The 24,150-nt window shown below is 37.7% G+C and carries 22 protein-coding genes and 2 tRNA genes; 14 read left to right on the top strand and 10 right to left on the bottom strand.

Annotation, left to right across the window (positions count from 1 at the left end; genetic code table 11):
* The first annotated feature begins 104 nt into the window (after window positions 1-104).
* From ACSHW7_RS12020 to ACSHW7_RS12010, 3 genes are all read left to right on the top strand, one after another.
* Window positions 105-1,781 (top strand): Na+/H+ antiporter NhaC family protein, encoded by a 1,677-nt coding sequence (locus ACSHW7_RS12020; protein WP_435679604.1) that lies wholly within the window; start codon window positions 105-107, stop codon window positions 1,779-1,781.
* 127 nt (window positions 1,782-1,908) lie between these two features.
* The gene (tpx, locus tag ACSHW7_RS12015; protein WP_435679603.1) at window positions 1,909-2,409 is read left to right on the top strand and encodes a thiol peroxidase; all 501 of its coding nucleotides are present in this window, start codon (window positions 1,909-1,911) and stop codon (window positions 2,407-2,409) included.
* A complete protein-coding gene (locus tag ACSHW7_RS12010; protein WP_435679602.1) occupies window positions 2,409-2,768 on the top strand; it encodes a diacylglycerol kinase in 360 nt (119 codons plus the stop codon). The genes tpx and ACSHW7_RS12010 overlap by 1 nt, the downstream gene beginning before the upstream one ends.
* Window positions 2,769-2,849: 81 nt before the next feature.
* Here the strand turns inward: ACSHW7_RS12010 and ACSHW7_RS12005 are convergent, their stop codons facing one another.
* Complete coding sequence (locus ACSHW7_RS12005) at window positions 2,850-3,260, bottom strand: lipocalin family protein (protein WP_435679601.1); 411 nt, start codon at window positions 3,258-3,260, stop codon at window positions 2,850-2,852.
* 192 nt (window positions 3,261-3,452) lie between these two features.
* Here ACSHW7_RS12005 and ACSHW7_RS12000 point away from each other — a divergent pair, with 192 nt between their 5' ends.
* The 4 genes from ACSHW7_RS12000 to ribB all read left to right on the top strand — a co-directional run bounded on the left by ACSHW7_RS12000 (window position 3,453) and on the right by ribB (window position 9,541).
* The gene (locus ACSHW7_RS12000; protein WP_435679600.1) at window positions 3,453-5,840 is read left to right on the top strand and encodes a DNA translocase FtsK 4TM domain-containing protein; all 2,388 of its coding nucleotides are present in this window, start codon (window positions 3,453-3,455) and stop codon (window positions 5,838-5,840) included.
* 49 nt (window positions 5,841-5,889) lie between these two features.
* The gene (locus ACSHW7_RS11995) at window positions 5,890-6,531 is read left to right on the top strand and encodes a LolA family protein (protein WP_435679599.1); all 642 of its coding nucleotides are present in this window, start codon (window positions 5,890-5,892) and stop codon (window positions 6,529-6,531) included.
* A gap of 78 nt (window positions 6,532-6,609) precedes the next feature.
* The gene (locus tag ACSHW7_RS11990) at window positions 6,610-8,154 is read left to right on the top strand and encodes an LptF/LptG family permease (protein ID WP_435679598.1); all 1,545 of its coding nucleotides are present in this window, start codon (window positions 6,610-6,612) and stop codon (window positions 8,152-8,154) included.
* 238 nt (window positions 8,155-8,392) lie between these two features.
* Window positions 8,393-9,541, top strand: a complete 1,149-nt coding sequence (gene ribB, locus ACSHW7_RS11985) for a 3,4-dihydroxy-2-butanone-4-phosphate synthase (RefSeq protein ID WP_435679597.1) — start codon at window positions 8,393-8,395, stop codon at window positions 9,539-9,541.
* Between the two features lie 102 nt (window positions 9,542-9,643).
* Here the strand turns inward: ribB and ACSHW7_RS11980 are convergent, their stop codons facing one another.
* The gene (locus ACSHW7_RS11980) at window positions 9,644-9,811 is read right to left on the bottom strand and encodes a lmo0937 family membrane protein (protein WP_435679596.1); all 168 of its coding nucleotides are present in this window, start codon (window positions 9,809-9,811) and stop codon (window positions 9,644-9,646) included.
* Between the two features lie 104 nt (window positions 9,812-9,915).
* Window positions 9,916-11,112, bottom strand: coding sequence for a DegT/DnrJ/EryC1/StrS family aminotransferase (locus ACSHW7_RS11975; protein WP_435679595.1), 1,197 nt, complete (start codon window positions 11,110-11,112; stop codon window positions 9,916-9,918).
* 274 nt (window positions 11,113-11,386) lie between these two features.
* Here ACSHW7_RS11975 and ACSHW7_RS11970 point away from each other — a divergent pair, with 274 nt between their 5' ends.
* A complete protein-coding gene (locus tag ACSHW7_RS11970; RefSeq protein ID WP_435679594.1) occupies window positions 11,387-13,159 on the top strand; it encodes an ABC transporter ATP-binding protein in 1,773 nt (590 codons plus the stop codon).
* Window positions 13,160-13,202: 43 nt separating this feature from the next.
* Here the strand turns inward: ACSHW7_RS11970 and ACSHW7_RS11965 are convergent, their stop codons facing one another.
* On the bottom strand, window positions 13,203-13,838 hold the full coding sequence (locus ACSHW7_RS11965) for an NAD(P)H-dependent oxidoreductase (RefSeq protein ID WP_435679593.1): 636 nt from the start codon (window positions 13,836-13,838) through the stop codon (window positions 13,203-13,205).
* Window positions 13,839-13,931: 93 nt separating this feature from the next.
* On the opposite strand from ACSHW7_RS11965, the gene ACSHW7_RS11960 reads away from it, so the two are divergent.
* Window positions 13,932-14,321, top strand: a complete 390-nt coding sequence (locus ACSHW7_RS11960; RefSeq protein ID WP_435679592.1) for an acyl-CoA thioesterase — start codon at window positions 13,932-13,934, stop codon at window positions 14,319-14,321.
* Between the two features lie 92 nt (window positions 14,322-14,413).
* Here ACSHW7_RS11960 and ACSHW7_RS11955 read toward each other — a convergent pair.
* Window positions 14,414-14,498 (bottom strand) — tRNA-Ser (locus ACSHW7_RS11955).
* 109 nt (window positions 14,499-14,607) lie between these two features.
* Entirely contained in the window at window positions 14,608-15,525 is a 918-nt protein-coding gene (locus ACSHW7_RS11950; RefSeq protein ID WP_435679756.1) for a lysophospholipid acyltransferase family protein, read from the bottom strand.
* Between the two features lie 425 nt (window positions 15,526-15,950).
* On the opposite strand from ACSHW7_RS11950, the gene ACSHW7_RS11945 reads away from it, so the two are divergent.
* Window positions 15,951-16,436 (top strand): ferritin-like domain-containing protein, encoded by a 486-nt coding sequence (locus tag ACSHW7_RS11945; RefSeq protein ID WP_435679591.1) that lies wholly within the window; start codon window positions 15,951-15,953, stop codon window positions 16,434-16,436.
* A gap of 72 nt (window positions 16,437-16,508) precedes the next feature.
* Here the strand turns inward: ACSHW7_RS11945 and ACSHW7_RS11940 are convergent, their stop codons facing one another.
* Window positions 16,509-17,888, bottom strand: coding sequence for an MBL fold metallo-hydrolase (locus ACSHW7_RS11940; RefSeq protein WP_435679590.1), 1,380 nt, complete (start codon window positions 17,886-17,888; stop codon window positions 16,509-16,511).
* A gap of 151 nt (window positions 17,889-18,039) precedes the next feature.
* Here ACSHW7_RS11940 and ACSHW7_RS11935 point away from each other — a divergent pair, with 151 nt between their 5' ends.
* A complete protein-coding gene (locus ACSHW7_RS11935) occupies window positions 18,040-19,059 on the top strand; it encodes a M28 family metallopeptidase (protein WP_435679589.1) in 1,020 nt (339 codons plus the stop codon).
* Window positions 19,060-19,191: 132 nt separating this feature from the next.
* Here ACSHW7_RS11935 and ACSHW7_RS11930 read toward each other — a convergent pair.
* The 3 genes from ACSHW7_RS11930 to ACSHW7_RS11920 all read right to left on the bottom strand — a co-directional run bounded on the left by ACSHW7_RS11930 (window position 19,192) and on the right by ACSHW7_RS11920 (window position 21,248).
* A tRNA-His gene (locus ACSHW7_RS11930) sits at window positions 19,192-19,267 on the bottom strand.
* An 86-nt stretch (window positions 19,268-19,353) separates the two neighbouring features.
* Complete coding sequence (gene bshB1, locus ACSHW7_RS11925; protein ID WP_435679588.1) at window positions 19,354-20,070, bottom strand: bacillithiol biosynthesis deacetylase BshB1; 717 nt, start codon at window positions 20,068-20,070, stop codon at window positions 19,354-19,356.
* Between the two features lie 11 nt (window positions 20,071-20,081).
* Window positions 20,082-21,248, bottom strand: a complete 1,167-nt coding sequence (locus ACSHW7_RS11920; RefSeq protein ID WP_435679587.1) for a trans-sulfuration enzyme family protein — start codon at window positions 21,246-21,248, stop codon at window positions 20,082-20,084.
* Window positions 21,249-21,310: 62 nt separating this feature from the next.
* Between ACSHW7_RS11920 and ACSHW7_RS11915 the strand changes: the two genes are divergently transcribed.
* From ACSHW7_RS11915 to ACSHW7_RS11905, 3 genes are read left to right on the top strand one after another with little or no spacing between them, the layout of a single operon-like run.
* Window positions 21,311-21,919, top strand: coding sequence for a hypothetical protein (locus ACSHW7_RS11915; protein WP_435679586.1), 609 nt, complete (start codon window positions 21,311-21,313; stop codon window positions 21,917-21,919).
* Window positions 21,919-23,154 carry an imidazolonepropionase gene (hutI, locus tag ACSHW7_RS11910; protein WP_435679585.1) on the top strand — a complete coding sequence of 412 codons (1,236 nt, stop codon included), beginning with the start codon at window positions 21,919-21,921 and terminating at the stop codon, window positions 23,152-23,154. Before ACSHW7_RS11915 ends, hutI begins: the two co-directional genes overlap by 1 nt.
* Window positions 23,151-24,149 (top strand): formimidoylglutamase, encoded by a 999-nt coding sequence (locus ACSHW7_RS11905; protein ID WP_435679584.1) that lies wholly within the window; start codon window positions 23,151-23,153, stop codon window positions 24,147-24,149. The genes hutI and ACSHW7_RS11905 overlap by 4 nt, the downstream gene beginning before the upstream one ends.
* The last annotated feature ends 1 nt before the right edge of the window (window position 24,150 follow it).

Here is a 24,150-nt window from a genome sequence, read left to right as displayed (position 1 = left end):
AACCTTCTTCTACAAATTAAAAAAAGGAATTCTTGTGGATTCCTTTTTTCATTTGCACAATTTTCCACAAAATCGTAACATTACATAATATAATTCAGCCAAAAATGAATCAAGACGACAACCTATCAGAAATTGATATTGAAAACCAACACATTATGGATAACAAAGAATTGTCCATTTGGGAAGCGCTCATTCCCGTAATTATTTTGATGGGGCTACTTGCTTATAATATTTTTTTTGCGGATGGAGCATGGCTCGGGGATTATTCAAATCAATTTATTTTATTGCTTGGCGGACTTGCAGCAGCAATCGTGGGGTTCAAAAATAAAGTAGGAATTGGCACTATGCTTACCGAAATATGGGAAAATTTAAAAAGCATTTTTATTCCCGTTTGTATTTTATTATTAGTAGGTGCACTGGCAGGAACTTGGTTGGTAAGTGGTATCATTCCCGCAATGGTTTATTATGGCCTTCAGGTTTTGAGTCCGGCGATATTTTTACCTGCATCAGTGATTATTGCAGCGATTATTTCGGTGGCAACGGGAAGCTCTTGGACTACAAGTGCTACAGTAGGTATTGCTTTAATAGGAATAGGAACGGCTTTAGGTATCAATCCGGGAATGATAGCAGGGGCAGTAATTTCAGGGGCATACTTTGGCGATAAAATGTCGCCTTTGAGTGACACAACCAATCTAGCGCCCGCAATGGCTGGAACAGATTTGTTTACACACATTCGCTATATGGCGATTACCACCGTACCTACCATAATCATTACATTAATCGTTTTTTCAATTATTAGTGCCACGATTGACACTAGTGGAAGATCAGACACTACATTTATTCTTGAAACAATAGATAAGTACTTTAATATTACACCTTGGCTTTTTGCTGTACCACTATTGGTAATAGTGCTTATTCTATTCAAAACAAAGCCCCTAATAGCTCTTGCATCCGGTGTAATAGTAGCAGCTATATTCGCATTCGCTTTTCAGCCCAATCTTATTAAAACTATTACAGACTCGCCTACTCAAACAATCGTAAATTCAATTTTGACTGACACAAGCGTTGAAATTGACGACTCAACTTATTTATCCGCACTATCCGAATCTGATATAGAAAAAATTAACAATGATGATAAACTGAAAAACTTATTTACTGATGATGATTTAGAGGGAGTTTTTACAACTGAAACCCTAAAAACATACTTCTCATCGAGCTATCAAGACTTAAGTGTGGCACAAAATAAAGCTGAGAATTTAGACAAACTCATAACTAACAAAAGATTAAAAAAGCTCTTTAGTGCCGGAGGGGTCAACGGAATGCTATGGACAATACTCCTAATTATCTGCGCTATGGTATTTGGTGGCATTATGGATGCCATTGGTGCATTGGCAAGAATTACAAAGGTGTTACTTTCTATGGCAACATCCATATTTGGATTATTTGCTAGTACGGTAGTAAGCTGTTTGGGTTTAAACGTTGTTGCAAGTGATCAATACCTAGCTATCGTAATTCCCGGAAAAATGTTTAAAAAGGCGTATGAAGACAGAGGCCTCGCTCCTCAAAACTTATCAAGAACATTGGAAGATAGTGGAACGGTAACCTCTGTTCTAATCCCTTGGAATACCTGTGGAGCGTATCAAAGCGGGGTACTCGGAGTAGGTGTGGGAGAATATTTCTTCTACGCAATCTTCAACTGGCTCAGCCCATTTATGACATTACTTTTCGCCGCTCTCAATATCAAAATCAAAATGATTAGAGAAAATTATACGACGGCTTAACGAGGATTAGAATTATAGTCTAAATGCTTCGGAACTATTATATTTCCGAAGCATTTCTTTTTTTTGAAACCTTTAAGAAATTTCAATTCTTGAATGTGTACTTTTGAATCTTAAAAACTCAGAGAAAATGGCAAAAATAACACTCGGCGGAAATCCTGTCGAAACCAACGGAAACCTACCAGAAAACAATTCAAAAGCTCAAAATTTTAAACTTGTCGCTTCAGATATGGGCGTAAAATCCTTAAGCGATTATAGCGGTCTCCGCAAAATACTCAATATCTTCCCTAGTGTTGATACTGGCGTTTGTGCTGCATCAGCTCGTAAATTCAATGAAGAAGCTGCTGGGTTGGACAACACAAAAGTATTATGTATCTCCAGAGACCTACCCTTTGCCCAGGCACGTTTTTGCGCCGCAGAAGGCCTTGAAAATGTAGAGATGTTGAGTGATTTTAAAACGGGAAAATTTGGTGATGATTATGGATTAAATATCATCGATGGCCCTTTTAGCGGTTTACATTCTCGCGTCGTGATTGCGCTTGATGAAAACCATAATATAATCTATAGCGAGCAAGTCCCAGAAATAGGACAAGAACCTAATTATCAAGCTGCGCTAAATGCATTGAAATAATGTGGAATACCTTTTTAGGAAAAAGACTTAAAGGTTGTAAATATGCAATTGTTGGTGCTTGGAAGCTCATCAAAACCGAACCGAGTATACAAGTACAAACAATAATTGCCATAGGTATTACCATTGCAGGATTTGTATTTAACATAAGCGCTACGGAGTGGATGTTTCAAATTTTTGCTATTGGTTTAGTCATGAGCGTCGAAGGCCTCAACACAGCTGCTGAAGCGATTGCCGATTTTGTTCATCCAGATTACCACAACAAAATAGGTTTTATTAAAGACGTAGCCGCAGGAGCAGTTTTTTTTGCTGCCGTTGCCGCAGTCCTAATTGCATGCATCATTTATATTCCTAAATTTTAGACAAATAAAAAAGGTCAAACCATCATTGCGATAGTTTGACCTTTTACTACTTTTACTATTAGATTGTTCAAAAGATTTCGGTTACTTTCTAATATAATTTTGAACAAATAAAATTCCACTTTCATTAAATTCTACGCTTAAAGAGCTGTCATTTAAAGTGACAATACGAACAATTGTGGCATCACTACCCACATTTGTAGTAATACTAGTATCTGTGATAGTGTAGGTTCCATTTAAAGGGGTAATCACAGCACAGTTTTCACCAGAGTAAATAGTTTGAGTAAACGCACCAGACTCATTAAATCGTACAGTTTCTAAAAGGTCACAAGGACCTAGAGCAAAGGGATTGCCATCTTGTGTGACAGATTGTAATTGAAATAAGCCTATAATTAGTTCGGCATTTGTTGGCTCAGAATCACCATCATCTTTGTTACAAGACACTACAGCTAGACATAGAAATAAAATTGCGGTTAATTTTTTTAAATTTTTCATGTTGTTTGTTTTAATGATTAATTATTGTTTTCATTAGTATATCGCAACAGTTAAAAAATGTCATCACTTTTTTTTTGAAAAATTTTACTTGACACATAAATTAGGCTCAAAAAATCCTCAAACTTTTAAACTATCGGGCGTACTACATACGTTAACAATTTGTACTTTTGTTTGAGACACACCTACCCATTAATGGCCAAAAAGAAAACAACGACAAAGAAAACCAAGCAACCGAGAAAACCTATCTCGTTCAAACTCTCAAAACAGCAAAAAATACTGTTAGGGAGTTTTCTTATGCTGCTTGGGCTCGCGCTTCTGTTCTCTTTTGTGTCTTATTTTTTTACATGGCAGGCTGACCAAAGCATTGTAGGAATTATAGACAGAGATGCTGAAAGTAAAAACTGGCTAAGTAAATTTGGCAGTAACATCGCGCACTTTTTTATCTATGATGGCTTCGGAATTTCATCCTTCATTTTTGCAACGCTCGTAACATTAACAGGGGTCTATTTATTTTTCGATTATGCAAAAAGCCAATTAAAGAAATTTTGGTTTTGGGGTATTTTATTGATGATTTGGATTTCCATATTTTTTGGATTTTTCCATTTCAAAAATTCACTTTTTAGTGGTGTAATTGGGTATGAAATCAACGACTTTTTTCAGGACTACATTGGGTTTCTAGGCACTATATTATTAATGACGTTTTTCGCGATTATTTATTTAGTGGTTCGTTTAAAAATCACTCCAGAGCTTGTTGCTACTACATTTCAGAAAACAAAAAAGAGTATTGAATCCGACTTTTCTTTGGAAGATGGAACTTCGGAAATGAAACAACCTGAAGATAATGTAGACACAATAACTGCTGCCGAAACGAGTTTTGAAACATCAAAAACTACAGACTTTTCATCAAATAACGACACCACCGAAGCAGAAATTTCCGAAGTAAAATCACCGATTGTCTCCACCGAAGAATTTCAAGTTGAAATCGCCGAAGAAGAAGTTGCAATGGAAGTGGAAAAAATTACCAACGAGAAAGAAGGCAAGAAAAATTTGAGCGATAAATTGGTTGCAGATTTTGGCGAATTCGACCCAACATTGGAACTGAGTGGTTACAAGTTTCCTACAATTGATCTTTTGAAAGATTACACTTCAGGGCAAGGAATTACTATCAATCAAGAAGAGCTGGAAGATAATAAAAACCGTATTGTTGACACACTCAACAATTATAAAATTGGGATTGCAAGCATTAAAGCAACGGTTGGTCCAACGGTAACTCTATATGAAATTGTACCCGATGCAGGGATTAGAATTTCAAAAATCAAAAATCTCGAAGACGATATTGCACTGTCACTTTCGGCATTGGGAATTAGAATTATCGCCCCTATTCCCGGGCGCGGAACGATAGGTATTGAAGTACCTAACAAAAACCCAAAAACAGTTTCGATGCGGTCAACAATTGCATCGCCTAAATTTCAAAGTGCTGAAATGGAACTGCCATTAGCCTTAGGAAAAACAATAAGCAATGAAACCTTCGTGGTCGACCTTGCAAAAATGCCACACCTACTAATGGCGGGTGCTACGGGACAGGGTAAATCGGTTGGATTAAATGCCATCCTCACCTCCCTACTCTACAAAAAACATCCCGCTGAAGTAAAGTTCGTTCTCGTTGACCCAAAAAAGGTTGAGCTTACTTTATTCAACAAAATTGAGCGTCATTTTCTTGCAAAATTACCGGGCGACGAAGATGCAATTATAACGGATACAAATAAGGTAATTACCACGCTGAATTCTTTATGCATTGAAATGGACCAACGGTATGATTTGTTGAAAAACGCTTTTGTACGTAATATCAAGGAATACAATACAAAGTTTAAAGCGAGAAAATTAAACCCAAATGACGGACATAAATACTTGCCCTATATTGTTTTGGTCATTGATGAGTTTGCAGATTTGATTATGACCGCTGGAAAAGAAGTGGAAACTCCTATTGCTCGTTTGGCGCAATTGGCTCGTGCCATTGGTATTCATTTAATTGTAGCAACGCAGCGACCTTCTGTGAATGTGATAACGGGTATTATTAAGGCAAACTTCCCTGCGAGAATTGCATTTAGAGTAACAAGTAAAATTGATTCCCGAACAATTCTTGACAGTGGCGGTGCAGATCAATTAATAGGACGAGGAGATATGTTATACACCCAAGGAAATGAGCTGGTGCGTATTCAATGTGCCTTTGTTGACACTCCAGAAGTTGCTGACATAACCGACTTTATTGGTGGTCAAAAAGCGTATCCAGATGCACATATTTTACCGGAATATGTTGGCGAAGAAGGTGGCACAACTCTTGATAATGATATCAACGAACGGGATGCACTGTTTAGAGACGCCGCCGAAGTGCTGGTAATCGCACAACAAGGAAGCGCTTCTTTATTACAACGAAAACTAAAATTAGGCTATAATAGAGCTGGAAGAATTATCGACCAACTTGAAGCCGCAGGAATCGTTGGGCCTTTTGAAGGTAGTAAAGCAAGACAAGTAACCGTTCCCACGATTGATGCACTAAATCAATTGTTAGATTCAGAATAAAGTAAGTTTAGTTTAATTTAAAAGCTGCTCGCCTACGCGAGCAATCATTATGAAAAAGTTAGCTTTAGTATTTATTACCATTTTTACAGTAGCAACAGCAAGCGCACAAGACGCAAAAAAACTCCTAAATGAAGTTTCGGCAAAAGTGCGGAGCTATGACAATATTACCATTGACTTTAAGTACAACCTCAATAATAAAAAAGAAGGAGTCAATCAAGACACACGTGGCGATGTTTCTCTTTCAGGAGAAAAATATGTACTTAATATGTTAGGTACAACCCGCTTATTTGATGGAAAGAAGATTTTCACTATTGTTCCTGAAGATGAAGAAGTAACCATTTCAACATACAATGCTAAGGATGACAAAGATATCACACCTTCAAAAATGTTGACTTTTTATGAAAAAGGATACAATGCAAAAATGGATATCGTTCAAAACGTAAGTGGAAGAAAAATCCAATTCGTAAAATTGACACCCATTGACAGCAATGCCGAAATTAAAGACATACTGTTAGGTATTGATGCACAAACAAAACACATTTATAAGCTAATTCAAACAGATGCGAAAGGGACAAAATATACTTTGACCGTACAATCTTTTAAAACAAATCAGCCACTTTCAAAAACCTTGTTTACCTTTGACGAAGCTAAGTATAAAAGCGACGGCTACTACATAAACAAATTGGATTAAATTCGTGGTTTGAAAATACTCGACCGGTATATATTGACAAGTTATTTGAAGACGTTTTTTAGCGTCTTCATTATTTTAATGTTCATTTTTGTACTGCAAACTATTTGGCTATATATTAGCGAATTAGCGGGTAAGGATTTAGATTTATGGATTGTACTTAAATTTTTATGGTACGTTTCTCCACGTCTTATTCCACTGGTTTTACCGCTTACGATTCTCGTTACATCTTTAATGGTCTTCGGAAGTTTTTCCGAAAAGTATGAATTTGCCGCCATGAAATCTACCGGTATTTCACTGCAACGCGCCATGCGAAGTTTAACAGTTTTTATCCTCTTATTGAGTTTTACGGCGTTTCTTTTTGCCAATAATGTAATCCCCTATTCTGAATATAAATGGCAAAACTTACGCCGAAACATTGCACAGTTAAGTCCGTCGATGGTAATAAGTGCGGGTCAGTTTAGCCAGATTGGTGATGACATTAACATTAAAGTTGCTGAAAAATATGGTGACCGTGACGAATTTTTAAGAGATGTAGTCATCCACCGAAAAAACCCAACAAAACCAAATGGCAATTATAACGTAACCATAGCTGAAAGCGGCGAACTTGCAAGTGAAGAAGGTAGCAATACACTATCACTCATTTTAAAAAATGGGAATGACTACCAGGAAATTCAAGAGAAAGACATAAGAAAAAAAAAACGTGAACCTTTCTCAAAAACATTTTTCGAGGAATACACTATCAATATTGACCTGACAGCCTTGAACGATACCGATATAGATGCCGAAAATAATTTGAGCAATCAAAATATGTTTAAGATGAGTGAATTAATTGTCGAAATTGATTCTTTGTCAGAAAGCTACACTAAAGACATTGGTGCGTTTGCAAATGATGTGTATTATCGAAGCGGCGTTTCAAAATTGACAGACCCATCGATAAAAACTAAAAAAATATCAGACACCCTAGATACATTTATGGATGTCTTTAAACCCAAAGCACAAGCCGATATTGCAAAAATGGCATTGAATAATGTAAAAGGAACCCTCCAAAGCATCAATGCAAAAAAGAGCGAATTTGCAGTAAAAACAAAGCGACTGAATAAATTTGAAATGGCATTACACGATAAATATGTGCTAGCGATTGCCTGCATCATTCTCTTTTTCGTGGGTGCGCCTTTGGGAGCCATTATTAGAAAAGGCGGTATGGGATTGCCCATGGTTGTTGCCATTTTACTATTCTTGACCTATCACTTTATTGGTATTTTCGCAAAAAACAGCGCAGAGGATGGCACGCTCCATCCCTTCATCGCCACTTGGATGAGTACGGCAATTATGTTGCCGTTGAGTATTTGGCTTACCTATCGAGCCACAACAGACCAAGGTGTATTTGACTTTGACACATTTATTAGCAGATTTACACGTTTGTTCAAAAAGAAAAGTGACTCTGATCTACCCGAAAATCAAATCCTACTCACCCAACAGGAAAAAGCGCTCGTCCTCTCCAGAAATGATGAGCAATTAAAGGATATTGTTCACAACCACGAACGATTAGGTTATTCAAAAGAAGTCAAAGAAGCAGCGATTAAAGCGTTGAAAGATAAAGGCTACAAAGACGGTGAGTTTTAAAGATTTATAAATTGCTTCGGAAATTTAAATTCCATTATTATTTCTACTTCTTCATTTAAAATAGTCAAAAAGAATTTTATCATAGAAATTTCCGAAGAAAAAAAATTTTCATTTATCGTTATTGACTCAAAACTTTTTCCATTTTCAAATTTCCGAAGTTTTGAAGATCGTATATCGTAAATCCCACATCGCAAATCGCAACTCATTCCTTATCTTTGTTGTCCATTAAAATTTTGATATGTTGACTACCGCAAACGGAACCCAAATAAAATTAAACACCATTGAAGAAGCCATTGAGGATATCAAGCAAGGCAAGGTGATTATTGTTGTTGATGATGAGGACAGAGAAAATGAAGGCGATTTTCTGGCTGCAGCCGAAACGATTACTCCAGAGATCATTAACTTTATGGCAACCCATGGAAGAGGTCTTATTTGCGCTCCAATTACCGAAAGTCGTTGTAAAGAATTGCAGCTTGAAATGATGACGGGGAATAATACAGACCCTATGGAAACTGCGTTTACGATTTCGGTGGATTTAAAAGGTAATGGCGTAACGACTGGGATTTCGGCAGCCGATAGAGCAAAGACTGTAAAGTCATTGATTGATGCAGATACAAAACCTTACGATTTAAGCAGACCGGGACATATTTTTCCTTTGAAAGCAAAAGATGGTGGTGTACTCCGAAGAACAGGCCACACCGAAGCTGCAATTGATTTTGCTAGACTCGCTGGACTAAAACCTGCCGGAGTGATTGTAGAGATCATGAATGAAGATGGGACAATGGCGCGCCTACCGCATTTGGTAGAAGTAGCTCGCAAGTTTGATTTAAAATTGGTTTCCATCGAGGCGCTGGTAGCTTACAGAATGGAGCACGATTCTTTGATTGAGAAAAAAGAAGATTTTAATATTACGACAAACTTTGGCGAATTTAGACTCCGTGCCTATCAACAAACCACAAATGATCAAATCCACATTGCGCTAACCAAAGGAACATGGGGCGCGGGAGAATCTGTTATGGTTCGCGTAAATTCTACTTTAGTAAATAACGACATTCTTGGAACCTTAACGAATAACGTTGACAAAAAACTTGACGACATGTTCAAGGTAATCAATGATGAAGGCAAAGGTGCTTTGGTTTTTATCAATCAGCAGAGTCAGTCATTTAATCTTTTAGCTCGATTACGCCAACTTCGCGAAACTCAAAAAGAAAATACGATTGTAAAAGCCCCATCTATTGGCATGGATGCAAAAGACTTTGGTATTGGAGCCCAAATATTACACGACCTTGGTATTCATAAAATAAGGTTGGTTTCAAACTCTACACAATCTAAACGCGTAGGGATGATTGGATATGGGTTGGAGATTATTGACTATGTGGGTTATTAAGAAATAAACGGTATAATTTTAAAATCGAATAAAATGAAAGGCGACGTTTCTAGGTTTTTAGAAACGTCGCCTTTTTTATTAGTAAGATTGTATTAGTTCTTCTTACAAAGGCCTTCTACCACTTATAATGTTGTATAATATTGCTATAATTGCAATAACCAACAGTACATGAATTAAACTACTGGTTCCTAGACCGGATACTATTCCGAAGAAACCTAAAATCCAAGCAATTATGCAAATAACTGCGACTAACCAAAGTAAACCTCTCATAATTATATAGTTTTAATGTTATAAGATAAATGTAAAGAGAAAACGTTAATTAACAACTTGCTCTAACAAGCATTTAACAAATACTCAATAATATTTATAGTAAATTAAGATAAAACTTGAAGAATTACTTTCTTGATATTTACTGCCCGCTCTCTCACTTGATCCTCCGTCATTCCAATCTTTACCAATGAAGAAATAGTCCTTCCCATCCAAGCATCACTTTTTGAGAAATCGGTAGTATTTAAATCTTGAATTTGGCTCTTAATTTCCGAAGAAAGATTTTGGAAGGAGGTTAAATTCCTTAAATGTTCCCAACCGTGGATGTAGTGCCAATTATTGTCAAACCAATAAAAACAAGCCTCTACTCCTGCTTTGCCCAAAGCTGTGTGCACCTTTTTGGCAATTTCCTGTGTGGGTAAAAAGAAGTTGACAAAGGAGTGGTTTTGCACACCGCCCTCGGGCACTTTTCTAAAAGTAATTTCAGGGATTGGAGTTAATTCTTCAGCTAGAATGTTATAATACAGTTCTTGCTTTTCTAAAATAGCATCAAATTTCCCTAATTGTGCGATACCAACCGCAGCATTTAATTCTGAAATTCTGAAATTATAACCCAATGCAGGATGCGTTTCGGCACCACGATTGTTGCCTATGTGGTCATGACCGTGATCCTGAAATTGGTCAGCGTTTATTTTAAAATCGTCGCTATTTGTAATAATTCCGCCACCTTCTCCACACGTAATTGTTTTTACAAAATCGAATGAAAAACAACCTAAATCTCCAATACTCCCTAAAGGTTTTCCGTCAAACGTTCCTCCAATCGCTTGGCAAGCATCTTCAAGCAATAAAAGATTGTGGGTTTTACATATTTCGGCTAGCGCCTTTAAATCTGCCATAGAACCACACATGTGAACGGGCATGATGCATTTGGTCTTTGATGTGATTGCAGCCTCCACCGCTTTTGGGTCAAGCCCCAATGTTTCATCAATATCGACCAAAACTGGAACAGCCCCAAGCATTAAAATAGACTCAAAACTCGCCACAAAAGTAAACACGGGCATGATCACCTCATCCCCTGCCCCCACGCCTGCCGCAGCAAGTGCGACAGTTAATGCGGCAGTTCCACTGGAAACCAATTGACAATGTTTTGTTTCCATTCTGGCAGCAAACGCCTTTTCAAATTCCAGTGCTTTCCAATGGCCGTTGCGCATGCCATCAAAGCCGTAGCGCATCAACACACCGTTTTCTAAAACATCGTTTACTTGTGAGCGCTCTTCGTCGCCAAAAACTTCAAATCCGGGCATGGGGTTAATCGTTAAATGGTTTATAGTTTATAGTTTTTGATTCTAGATTGTGCAGAAGTGGGAATTAAATATTTGTTATTCTCAAGTAGGTTTCAATTGTTCTCAACCAGACATCTTCATTGTGTTGACTCCCACCTTCGGTCACCCGTCTTCCGTCTTTGATTATCTTTTATCCGTCTTAACAAAACTAAAAGTTGTAAATATACAGTTGTCATTTAATTTTTAATGCTCTTTTCACTTCGGAAATTTTAAGACTTGACTACCTTTACAATTCATGAAACACTACGCCGAAACCAAAGAAAAAAAAGATAGAGAACATGCTAAAGTTACAATGACTTCGGCATTCAAGACAATTATCTGGCCACGAAGGAAATTGGTTTTTATAGGTCTTGGATTAATCGTAATTGGAAGGCTCGCCAGTTTTGTCCTCCCTTTGAAATCAAAAGAATTACTGGACGAAATCATTCCGAATAAAGACTTTTCGGCTTTATACAACTTATTATGGATGGTTGGAGTTGCCCTGTTAGTGCAAGCAATCACCTCTTTTTTATTGACCCGAATATTGAGCGTGCAAGCTCAGTATTTGATTAGTGAATTGCGTGCTCAAGTTCAGAAAAAAGTATTGTCATTACCCATTAGCTTTTTTGATAATACAAAAAGTGGATCTCTGGTCTCAAGGATAATGAGCGATGTGGAGGGAGTTCGCAATTTAATAGGAACCGGACTTGTTCAACTTGTGGGTGGAAGTATTACCGCGATTATTTCGGTTGTATTGCTGGTACGCATCAATCCGTGGATGACGTTGTTCGTGTTTTTGCCCGTTGCTATTTTTGGATTTGTGGCTTTAAAAGCATTCAAATTCATTCGACCCATTTTTAGAGAACGCGGAAAAATAAATGCTGAAGTACAAGGAAGATTAACAGAAACACTTGCTGGTGTTCGTGTAATCAAAGGATTTAACGCCGAGGCGCAAGAAAATAAAATCTTTGAAGAAGGTGTAGACAAACTGTTTCAGAATGTAAAAAAGAGTTTGACTGCAACAGCAATCATGACCAGTTCCAGCACATTTCTGCTTGGATTAGCTTCCGTAGGAATAATGGGAATTGGTGGGTATTATATGATTGAAGGCGACATGACCGTGGGAGATTTTTTACTCTTCACATTATTGCTAGGTTTTATGATTGCGCCCATTGTGCAAATGAGCAACATTGGGAGTCAACTCACCGAAGCCCTTGCCGGACTTGACCGTACCGAAGAATTAATGAACATCACTCCCGAGGAGGAAATGAAAAATAGAACGGTGACTCTTCCAGCCATCAAAGGACACTTGCAATTTAAAGATGTAACGTTTGCTTACGAAGAAGGAAAAAATGTCCTACATAATATTAATATTGACGTAAAAGCTGGAAACGTGATTGCATTGGTGGGAAGTTCGGGTTCTGGGAAATCTACGATTGCAGGACTTTCGGCTACTTTTTTAACACCCACTTCGGGACAGGTTTTGATGGATGGCGTCGATTTATCTACTGTTAAGTTGAGTAGTTATCGTAAAAATTTGGGAGTGGTGCTGCAAGACGAATTTTTATTCGAAGGTACCATCCGTGAAAACATTTTATTTCCGAGGCCAGACGCCACTGAGGAGCAATTATTAAATGCAGTAAACGCGGGATATGTAAATGAATTTACAGATCGTTTTGAAGACGGACTCGACACATTAATAGGCGAACGCGGTGTAAAGCTAAGCGGTGGACAGCGCCAACGTATCTCCATTGCACGCGCTATTCTTGCCGACCCAAAAATCATTATTCTAGACGAAGCTACTTCAAATTTAGATACTGAGAGTGAAGCTTTGATTCAAAAATCGTTGAACGAACTTATTAAAAACAGAACGACGATTATCATCGCCCACAGATTGAGTACCATTAAAAAAGCAAATCAGATTCTAGTTATCGAAAATGGAAACATTGCTGAAACCGGAAGTCACGAAGAGCTTATTGCAAAAGAAGGAAGGTATTTTGATTTATATACGTACCAGGCGAAGATATAGCAGGGAGCGAGTAGCTATTAGTTTGTGGTTTGTGGTTAAAAAATCACATTTCGATAACAACTTCTTCAACGCCACGTCGCACTTTTTTCATCTCTGCAAACATATCGTCTTCTGCACGATAACCCACTGCCAAAACCAAAACAGATTGTAATCCTTTTTCTTGCAGCTGCAAAAATTTGTCATACTTTTTAGGCTCGAATCCTTCAATGGGGCAGGCATCGATATCCTCCAAAGCACACACGGTCAAAAGGTTCCCAAGGGCAAGATAGGCTTGTTTTGCAGCCCAATTTTGGATTTCCTCTTTCGGTTTTCTTGTAAATTCATCAATCAAAAAAGTTTCAAAAGGTTTTAAAATTTCCGAAGGTGTATTCCTTGTTTTCTCCACATTTGAAAAGTAATGCTCAATATATTTTTTTGAAATTTCGGTTTCCGTGCAAAGCACAAATACATGCGAACAGTCACTTACCTGTGTTTGGTTCATGGTAAGCGGCACAAGACTTTCTTTTATTTTTTGGTCTGAAATGACCACCAATTTCAACGGTTGCAATCCATAAGAGGTTGCGGTTAAATTGAAAGAGCTTTTAAGTATATTGAGTTTGTCTTCGGAAACTTTCTGCGCCGTGTCAAACTTTTTTGTTGCATATCGCCATTTTAGAGCCGTGATGATATCTTGTGTCATATTGGGTATCTTTGTTTGCAAAAATAGGGAGTATAAAGGGCAAAATCCTATAATTCACACACCTAAATTATTATAGTAAAATAAGCATAGACAATGGCAAACATAGAAGCATTAAAAGACGAAAGTGAAACCCGAATTTTTAAAGCGGTATTCCCAAATACCACCAACCACTATGATACGCTCTTTGGCGGGACTACGCTGCACATGATGGATGAGGCGTCTTTTATTTGTGCAACGCGCTTTAGCCGTAAAAAAGTGGTAACGGTCTCTACAGATAAAATTGATTTTACGAAACCTATTCCGCAGGGAAGTATTGTTGAGTTGATTGCCCGGGTCAATAAAGTGGGGCGTTCAAGTTGTGTGGTAAAAGTGGATATGTTTATGGAAGATATGTATAGTGATGAACGAGAAAAAGTGGTGACGGGCTATTTCACATTTGTGGCGATTGGCGAGGATAAAAAGCCGGTTGGGATTTTGGATTGAAATTAGAATTTCAAGTATTTATATGCCCCTTTTTATCTCCCTATCCCTAAAAAAACAAAACCCCGTAAACATTAAGTTTACGAGGTTTAAAGCGGAGAAAGAGGGATTCGAACCCCCGGAGGTGTGACCCTCAACAGTTTTCAAGACTGCCGCATTCGACCACTCTGCCATTTCTCCTTGAGTGCCTCATCAAGGTATTCCCTTGAATGCGGGTGCAAATATACATTGCTTTTTTAAAGTATAAAATGTTTTTTTTGAAAAATGGAAAATTATTTTGGAGACTTCACTAATGCTTATTAAGTGACTTAACAAACTTAAATCTCTTGTGAGTCCAAAAGTAAAATTCTGGAGCAATATCAATCTGTTCTTCAAGGGCTTTGGCAAACATATCGGTTATTTCGTAATCTTTGAAATCATTTGGATTTTCAGCAAGCACCTTGTACGTACCCTCATAATAGCCACGTTTTACTTTTTTTGTGGCAAGAAATACCACCGGCAAATTATGTTCTTTCGCAATTTCTTCTACTCCCGTAAAAAAAGGAGTCTTCACATTACAGAAAGGCGCCCAATGTTTATTTCTATCATTTGAAGGTGACTGATCCATGATAAAACCGAACATCACCGCATCTTCGTGCTCCTCTTCTAATACTTCAGCTATTTTAACCCTCGCCTCTTTATTGACAATCAACTCGGTTTTCCAACGCCCTCTAATATCCCGAATCATCTTATCGAAATATTTGTTCTTTATTCTTTTATAAATCCCGAAGCCTTTATTATGATAATGAATATGCATTGAAACCGCCCACTCATAACTTGCATAATGCCCAAAACAAAGAATCATATCTCTTTTATGATTTAAGTACTGCCCCGCAACTTCCATATTTGTAAATCGATAGCGCTCGAGCAATTCCTGCTCCGTGATACTAATAGACTTTACCATCTCAATAAAAATATCGCAAAAGTGATGGTAGAATTTTTTTTCGGTTTCCTTTAATTTTTCTTCTGAAATTTCTGGATACGCAATTTTAATATTTTTTCGTACAACATCTTTGCGATATCCAATAACGTGATAAATCAAAATATAAAAAACGTCCGATATAAAATATAAAACCCTAAACGGCAATTTAGAAATTAGCCATATCAATGGATACACGATACTATATATAAGTAATTGCATAAAAGCTGGTTGAAAGTGGCGGCAAATATAATGAACTCCACAAAACCAAGTTCAATAAAAAACACCCCGCTCGACTACAATGAAAAAAAGTTGAGCAGGGTGCACCAATAATATGTCTTTTAACAGACAAAAATCAATCAATAAATTTGAATAACTTCGGAAATACTAAAACTTGAAAATTGATTGGTTTTGCTGAAATATTAAAATCATTAAACTTTTAAAAGGTAACATTTCCGAAGTTATAGTAATAGAACAAAAACGACTGTCAAATATTGTAAATGAGTTGAAAATTTCCGTAGAAAAAATTGAACCCGAATTTAAAACTTCTTTAACAGCAAGTGTTAAACGATTGTCAATTGGGAATTTGTTGGCACGTTTCAGTAATAATCTTACGTAATTTTACTTTAGTATTAATCGCCAGAATAAGTTTTCTGGCATAAAATAAAAAAGCTATGAAAACGACATTAGAAGAAGCAAAAGAAAAAAATCACGATAAGTTAGTCTCTAATTTACAAGGATTATTAGAAAAGAATTATGACGCTGAAAAAGGTTTTAAAAATGCGATGGAAAATGCAGAGGATAAAAGATTAAAATCATATTTAAAACAACAAGCAGCACAACGCAATAGATTTGCAACGGAGCTAGACTCACAAATTCACGCTTTAAACGAAAAACCAAAACAAAGCGGAAGTATTACCGGAACACTCCACAGAACTTGGATGGACGTAAAAAATACTTTTACAGGTGAAAGTGCTGAAGCTGTTCTTGAAGAGTGCATTAGAGGTGAAAAAGCTAGTGTAAATGCTTATGAGGAAACTCTAAAAGAAAATAGTTTTACACCAGAAATCACTCAAATGTTAACGCGCCAAGCGAGTGAAATTAAAGAGACTTTATCTTCAGTTAAAAAACTGGAGGACATTGCAGACAACTGGAGCTAATCCATTTTAGTCAGCAAAAACAAACCCCGTAATTTTAAAATTACGGGGTTTGTTATTTTTAATGTTTGCATTTTATGTTAGTTCGATTTCGGCTTCTTTAATGGACTTGAAACCACCCGCAACGTCAATTACATTATGAATTCCCCTCGCCTTTAAAATAGAGGACGCAATTACTGAGCGGTATCCGCCCGCGCAATGCACATAAAAGGGTTCGTCCTTTGGAAATTCTTTTAAATGATTATTCAAAAATTCTAAAGAGGTATGTTTTGCCTTTGGAATATGTGATGACTCAAATTCGGCTTCTTTCCTTACGTCAAAAACTGGGGCACCTTTTTCAATCTGTTGTTTTAAAGTTTGAGCCGAAACGCTTTCCATACTTGCTACTTCTCTCCCACTAGCTTTCCAAGCTGCCATCCCACCGTCAAGATATCCAAGTGTATTGTCAAAACCTACACGAGACAAGCGTGTAATGGTTTCTTCTTCTCTTCCTTCTGGAGTCACTAAAATTATGGCTTGCTTTGTATCTGCAATCAAGGTTCCCACCCAAGGGGCAAAACCGCCATCAATTCCTATAAATATAGAATTTGGAACATGTGCTTCCATAAAATCTTTTTGAGACCGCACATCCAGCATCAATGCTCCTTGATTTGTGGCTAAACTTTCGAAAGCCTCAGGAGTTAATTTTTTTGTTCCTCTGTCTATTATATCATTCAATGCATCGTACCCTTCTCTATTCATTTTTACATTTAAAGGAAAATATACCGGTGGTGGCAGTAAACCTTCGGTAACTTCTTTTATAAATTCTTCTTTCGTCATGTTTTTGCGCAACGCATAATTCATCTTTTTTTGATTTCCGAGGGTATCCACCGTTTCTTTCATCATGTGCTTTCCGCATGCTGAACCCGCGCCATGCGCAGGATATACAATTACGTCATCTGCCAGGGGCATGATTTTATTTCGTAAACTATCAAAAAGAATCCCTGCCAAATCATCCTGTGTCATCGCTCCTTTTTGAGCTAAATCGGGTCGTCCCACATCGCCTAAAAACAATGTATCACCACTAAAAATGCAGTGGTCTTTCCCGTTTTCATCTTTCAGCAAATACGTAGTGCTCTCCATGGTGTGCCCTGGTGTGTGCAATACTTTTATGGTCAAGGCACCCACTTTAAATTCTTGCCCGTCTGTGGCAATTATTGCATTAAATGTTGGGTTTGCAAGAGGCCCATAAATAATGTCTGCATCAGTTTCCTCAGCTAGCGTTACGTGACCACTTACAAAATCGGCATGAAAATGCGTTTCAAAAATATATTTAATCGTTCCGCCATCGCGCTTTGCTCTTTCAACATAAGGAGTGGTTTCTCTAAGCGGGTCGATAATGGCAATTTCGCCTTTACTTTCAATATAATAAGCGCCCTGCGACAGACAGCCTGTATAAATTTGTTCAATTTTCATAGTCATATTTTGAAGTACAAAGATACGCAATGCACAAATTTTGATTCATAATTTTCACTGCTGAAATATTAAATAATTCATAACGTCTATATAACATTAGAATAACATTATAAAAATGAATATTTTGCACCCGAATTTTAACAACTTTCAGATGAAATATATAATAATATCGCTCTTTGCAGGCTTGATTTTTTCTTGTAACGCAAATAAGACCACGACTGATTCTAAGAGTGATGACTCCTTAGAATACGCGAAGTCAATTACATCAACAGATTTAAAAACCCATCTTTACATCTACGCTGGCGATGAAATGGAGGGCAGAATGACAGGCTCAAAAGGTCAAAAAATGGCGGTAGAGTATTTAAAGAATGAATATAAAAAATTAGGAATCAATCCCCCGGCAGGACATCCTGATTATTTACAACACATTCCAGCAGAATACTTTAAAGGAAGACAGCACGAAGCAGCAGGAGACTCCGAAAACGTTGTTGCATTTATCGAAGGTTCAGAATTTCCGGACGAGATTATCATATTATCGGCTCATTTAGACCATGTGGGAATGGATGACGAAGGCAACGTGTTCAACGGAGCGGATGACGACGGAAGCGGAACCGTGGCAATGTTAGAAATGGCTGAGGCATTTCAGAAAGCAGTAAAAGATGGAAAAGGACCTAAACGTTCTATTCTATTTTTGCACGTGACGGGAGAAGAAATAGGATTGTACGGGTCTCAATATTATACGGAAAATCCCATTTTTCCGCTAGAAAATACCGTTTGTGATTTAAACACAGATATGATAGGTCGCATTGACCCAGATAAAATAGACAATCCTAATTATGTATATTTAATAGGTAGCGATAAATTGAGTCAAGAATTGCATAACGTCTCAGAAGAAGTAGCAAAGAAGTACAGTGATTTAGAACTAGACTATACATACAATGACGAGAAGGACCCTAATCGTTTTTACTATCGCAGTGATCATTACAATTTTGCAAAAAACAATGTTCCAATTATCTTCTATTTTAATGGCGTGCATTCAGATTACCATAAAATAAGTGATACGCCAGACAAAATTGAATACGACTTAATGGCAAAAAGAACACAATTAATTTTTCACACAGCTTGGGAATTAGCAAATAGAGAAGGTAGAATTACAGCTGACAAATTGTAAATGAATAATAGTTCTTTCTTATTTATTTTTTTCTAAAATTAGAAGGGAAGGTTTTTTTATTAAATAATATAGGAATCTTACAATAATATTTTAAACAGAAAAAGTCTTCCCTAAAGGAAGACTTTTTCTGTTGGGTGGAAGACCGGGTTCGAACCGGCGACCTCTGGTACCACAAACCAGCGCTCTAACCAACTGAGCTACAACCACCATTTTTGCGATAAAACACTAGTGGGTTTCAAAGCGGATGCAAAGATATATTATTTCAATTCGTAACGCAATAGTTATTTCAAAAAATTAAATTAAATCTGAAATAGAATCAACAGCAACGTAACGTTCCGCGGTAAATCCCTCTGCTGCTTCTGTACCAATTAACCTCCCTAAGTTTCTATTCCTGTATTCCATGCTATCACTCGCATTTTTTGAAGAAATAGGCGTCAATGGCTCTTTGCTATCGGCATCAAAAAACTGACTCTTATACGCATAAATAGCTTCCATTTTTTTATCCATAAATCCGCTGACATCAACAACAAAATCCGGAGCACTATCTTTCCATTGAATATAATGATACACTTGTTTAGGGCGCCACTCATGTTGATGGTTTCCTTCGTGGATGGTTTCAATTCGCCGCAGGCCACTTAAAAAACAGGCATCACTTGCAAGCTTACTTCCCTTTGGGTGGTCAATATGACGGTCATCAACAGCATTGCACAAAACCACATCTGGTTTGTATTTGCGAATGATTTTTATCACCTCTAATTGTGTTGCCGCATTGTTGACGAAAAATCCATCGGCAAATGCTAAGTTATGCCGCATAGAAACTCCTAAAATTTCGGCAGCTCTTTTGGCTTCCTTATCTCTAATTTCGGCACTGCCACGTGTTCCTAATTCTCCACGTGTTAAATCTAAAATACCCACTTTTTTACCACGGGAAATTTCTTTGGCCAACGTGCCACCACAGCTCATTTCAACATCATCTGGGTGTGCTCCTATGGCTAATATGTCTAGTTTCATCTATTTACTCTTTAATTTATTTCTTTAATTTTTACCTTTTCAAAAGCCTGCTCAAAATCTGCAATCAAATCTTCCACTTCTTCAATCCCTACCGAAAATCGTAACAACCCATCTTTAATACCTTGCTTTTCTCTTTCGGCAGCTGGTAATAACGCATGCGAGGTTTCCATGGGTGACAAGATTGTAGATTCTACTCCGGCCAAGCTCATTGAGTATTTTACAAGTTGTAAACTGCGCATAAATTCCACCGGATTAATTTCTTCAATTAATTCAAAAGAGAGCATCGCGGTAAAACCTTTCATTTGTTTTTTTGCCAACGCATAATCTGGGTGCGACTTTAAACCCGGGTAATATACTTTAGCGACAAGAGTACTTTTCTCAAGCCATTTTGCCATCTTCTTTGCATTCTTTGTTTGTGCTTTTACTCGTAACGCCATCGTCTTTAAACTCCGCTCTAAAAGCCATACCGTATAATCGCTCAAATGACCTCCCAAATTGATTGAAGTCGCCCAAATTTTTTCGATATGCGCTTGCGAACATGCAATAGCTCCGGCACTAATATCGCTGTGTCCTCCCATATATTTGGTCGCACTGTGCATAATGATATCGATGCCAAAATCGCCCGGAGTTTGGTTTATGGGACTCGCAAACGTATTGTCAATCATCGAAATAAGATTGTGCTCTTTTGCAAGGGTAGCAATCATTTGTAAATCGGTCACTTTCATTAACGGATTGCTTGGCGTTTCAATATAAATCAATTTTGTGTTTGGTTTTATTTCACTTCGGAAATCACTTTCAGAAAAACCTTTTGCGAAGCTGTATTCAATTCCGAATTTCTCAAAATCCTGCACCACAAAATTATACGTCCCACCGTAGAGCGTTTGTGGCAAAACAATGTGATCTCCTTTTTTCAAGAAAGCCAATAAACAATGACTGATGGCTGCCATTCCGCTACCAAAAATCATGGCTGCCTCCTTTTTCTCCAGCATAGCAATTTTCTTACTCAAAGCCACTTGATTGGGAGAATTAAAAGAACGTGGATACCGTTTTGCATCCATGCCGTCGTAACTATATGATGTGGACATAAATAGCGGCGAAATTGCACCTCTAAACTGCGTATCCTCCACTTCCCCAACGTGGGTACAAATGGTATTAATCCCTAAATTTTTAGTCTTCATAACTGCTCAAATTTTAAAGGTCTAAGGTATTAATTCATTTTAAGGTTTGCTATATTTAGCCTATGAAAAAAATACTACTCATATTTTTATGTTTTACTTTTTCGGTCACCATTTTTTCTCAAACTGAAATTTCCGAAGAAAATCTTTCCATCGAAATAAAAAAAACAAGAAAAATAGGGGCATTTTCAATTCAATGGCAGGGCTATCACGGAAATATACTCCCGGGAAAAGGTCAAAAAAGAGTTCAGTTACGCATTCGAGCAAAAAGTATCGATGGAGAAAAAACACCTTTTGACCCTAATAAATTATACTTTATAAATGATGAATACGAAGCGCGTTTTGCAGTAACCGAAGCAAATTACGCAAGGGCTTTGGAAACAAATATTTTTATTCGGCTTAGAGATAAAGAGTCAGAAAAATCTGCGTACGGCGCGGGTTACGACCCAAGTGTTCCCAATACATTACTTGATTATCCCTATAAAAAATATCAAGACGTCATGCTAACGCTTAATTTTGGAACCAAGCGAAGACCTAATATTCATACGCTGTATTTTAAACCAAATGATATAAATGACAACCCGCTCGACTTCTATTTTGTGCTACCAAAGGACATAAAAGAAGGTCGTGTGTATTATGGCGACACATTTATTCAAGACATAAATTTTAGATAATGCACCTACTACTCACCAACATAAAAGAGCTTTTACAAGTAAGAAAGGAACCCATTTCAAAAGTAAGTGGCACAGACATGAAAACCCTTCCAACCATAAAAAATGCGTGGCTTTTGATTAAGGATGATGTTATTAAGGACTTCGGAAATATGGCAGAGATGCCCACTTTTGAGGGCTTTAGACATTTAGATTGCAAAGGTAAAATCGTGCTGCCATCTTGGTGTGACAGTCACACCCACCTCGTCTACGCCGGAAATAGAGAGCAGGAATTTGTGGACCGTATCAACGGGCTCACCTATCAAGAAATAGCCGAAAAAGGCGGCGGAATCGTCAACAGTGCAAAAAAACTACAACAAACGAGCGCAGAAGATTTATTCAATCAATCTGAAATAAGATTAAAAGAAGTCATCAAACAAGGTACGGGCGCCATCGAAATCAAAAGCGGCTACGGCCTCACCACCGAAGCCGAAATCAAAATCCTTAAAGTAGCGAGACAGTTGGGCAAAAAATATAACATTACCGTAAAGACCACTTTTTTAGGAGCGCACGCCATTCCCCAAGAATTTAAAAATGATAAAGACGGATATCTTGATGTTGTTTGTAATGAAATGTTGCCTAAAATTTCAGAAGAAAACTTAGCGGATTACATCGACATTTTTTGCGAAGAAGGTTATTTTTCTGTGGATGATACTAACCGAGTTTTAGAAGCTGGAAAAAAGTATGGTTTACGACCAAAAGTACATGTCAACCAGTTTAACATTATTGGAGGTGTTCAAACGGGAGTTGCCCACAACGCACTAAGTGTTGACCATCTCGAAGTGTTGAATGAAGATGATATTTCGGCATTAAAAGGCAGCGAGACAATGCCAGTGGCACTTCCCTCCTGCTCTTATTTTTTGAGCATTCCGTACACACCCGGCAGACGATTGATTGACGCAGGTTTGCCTTTAGCATTGGCAACAGATTTTAATCCCGGCACCACCCCCAGCGGAAATATGAACTTCGTAGTTGCAACAGCCTGCATAAAAATGAGACTCACACCAGAGGAAGCTATCAACGCAGCCACTATTAATGGCGCTTACGCAATGGGATTGAGCGAAACTCATGGAAGTATTACCGTTGGAAAAAAAGCAAACCTCATCATCACAAAAAAAATACCAAGCTATGGCTATTTGCCGTATTCCTTTGGCAGCAATTGCATTGACGAAGTGATTTTAAATGGTAAAATAGTATGATGAAATATGTAAAAAATATCACACGACATGAGTTGGCTTTGCATACTTCAAAACGAGCGATGGAGGTCAAATTTGGAGAAGAAGTTGCCATTATAGAAGGCGATAAAACCTTATCAGATTATCCACAAAACTACGTACTACTTGGCATTCCTGAAGACATTGGCGTCCGTGCCAATCATGGCAGAGCGGGAACTTCCGGCGCTTGGGAGGCTTGTTTAAAGGTACTCTGCAATATGCAGCAAAACAACTTTACCCGCGCCCATGAGTTATTAATTTTAGGAACCGTTGATTGCGATGCAGAGATGGAAGCTTCGGCGTTATTGACAGACATCGTGCAAATGGGAGAGCTGGTCAATAGCATTGATGTCAAAGTCGCGAGTGTTATTGAAGCAATCGTTTCCGCAGGAAAAATCCCCATTATTGTGGGTGGCGGACATAATAATAGCTTCGGAAATATTAAGGGGGTTTCAAAAGTGCTGGACATGCCAATTAATTGTATCAATTTTGATACGCACAGCGATTTTAGACCTTTGGAACATCGACATAGTGGCAATGGATTCAGCTATGCAAAAGCCGAAGGATATTTGAATGAATACTTCGTCTTCGGACTACATACTGCATATAGTTCACAGAAAATGTTTGAACGGATGGAGCAAGAAAATGTCCATTTTACACTGTTTGAAGATATGTTTGTCAATGAAAAAACTTCGTATGATGACGCAAAGGCCAAGGCGGAACAAACTGTTTGTGAAGCAGCTTTTGGATTAGAAATTGACTTGGACACAATCGCAATGATGGGCAGTAGCGCCATGAGCCCAATAGGGTTTTCAATAAATCACACCCGTAATTTTGTCCATCACTTTTCAAAAAACAAAAATTGTAAATACATCCATTTGTGTGAGGGAGCGCCTACTTTTGAGCTGCATTCCAACCAAGTGGGGAAAGTGCTATCATATTTGATTGTTGATGTAATCTCGGCTAAGAAAAGCTATTAAT

The organism is Patiriisocius sp., assembly GCF_051252435.1.
Taxonomy (GTDB): Bacteria; Bacteroidota; Bacteroidia; order Flavobacteriales; family Flavobacteriaceae; genus Patiriisocius.
Note: the sequence above shows the minus strand (reverse complement) of the source record. Positions and strands in the feature narration are given on the sequence as shown.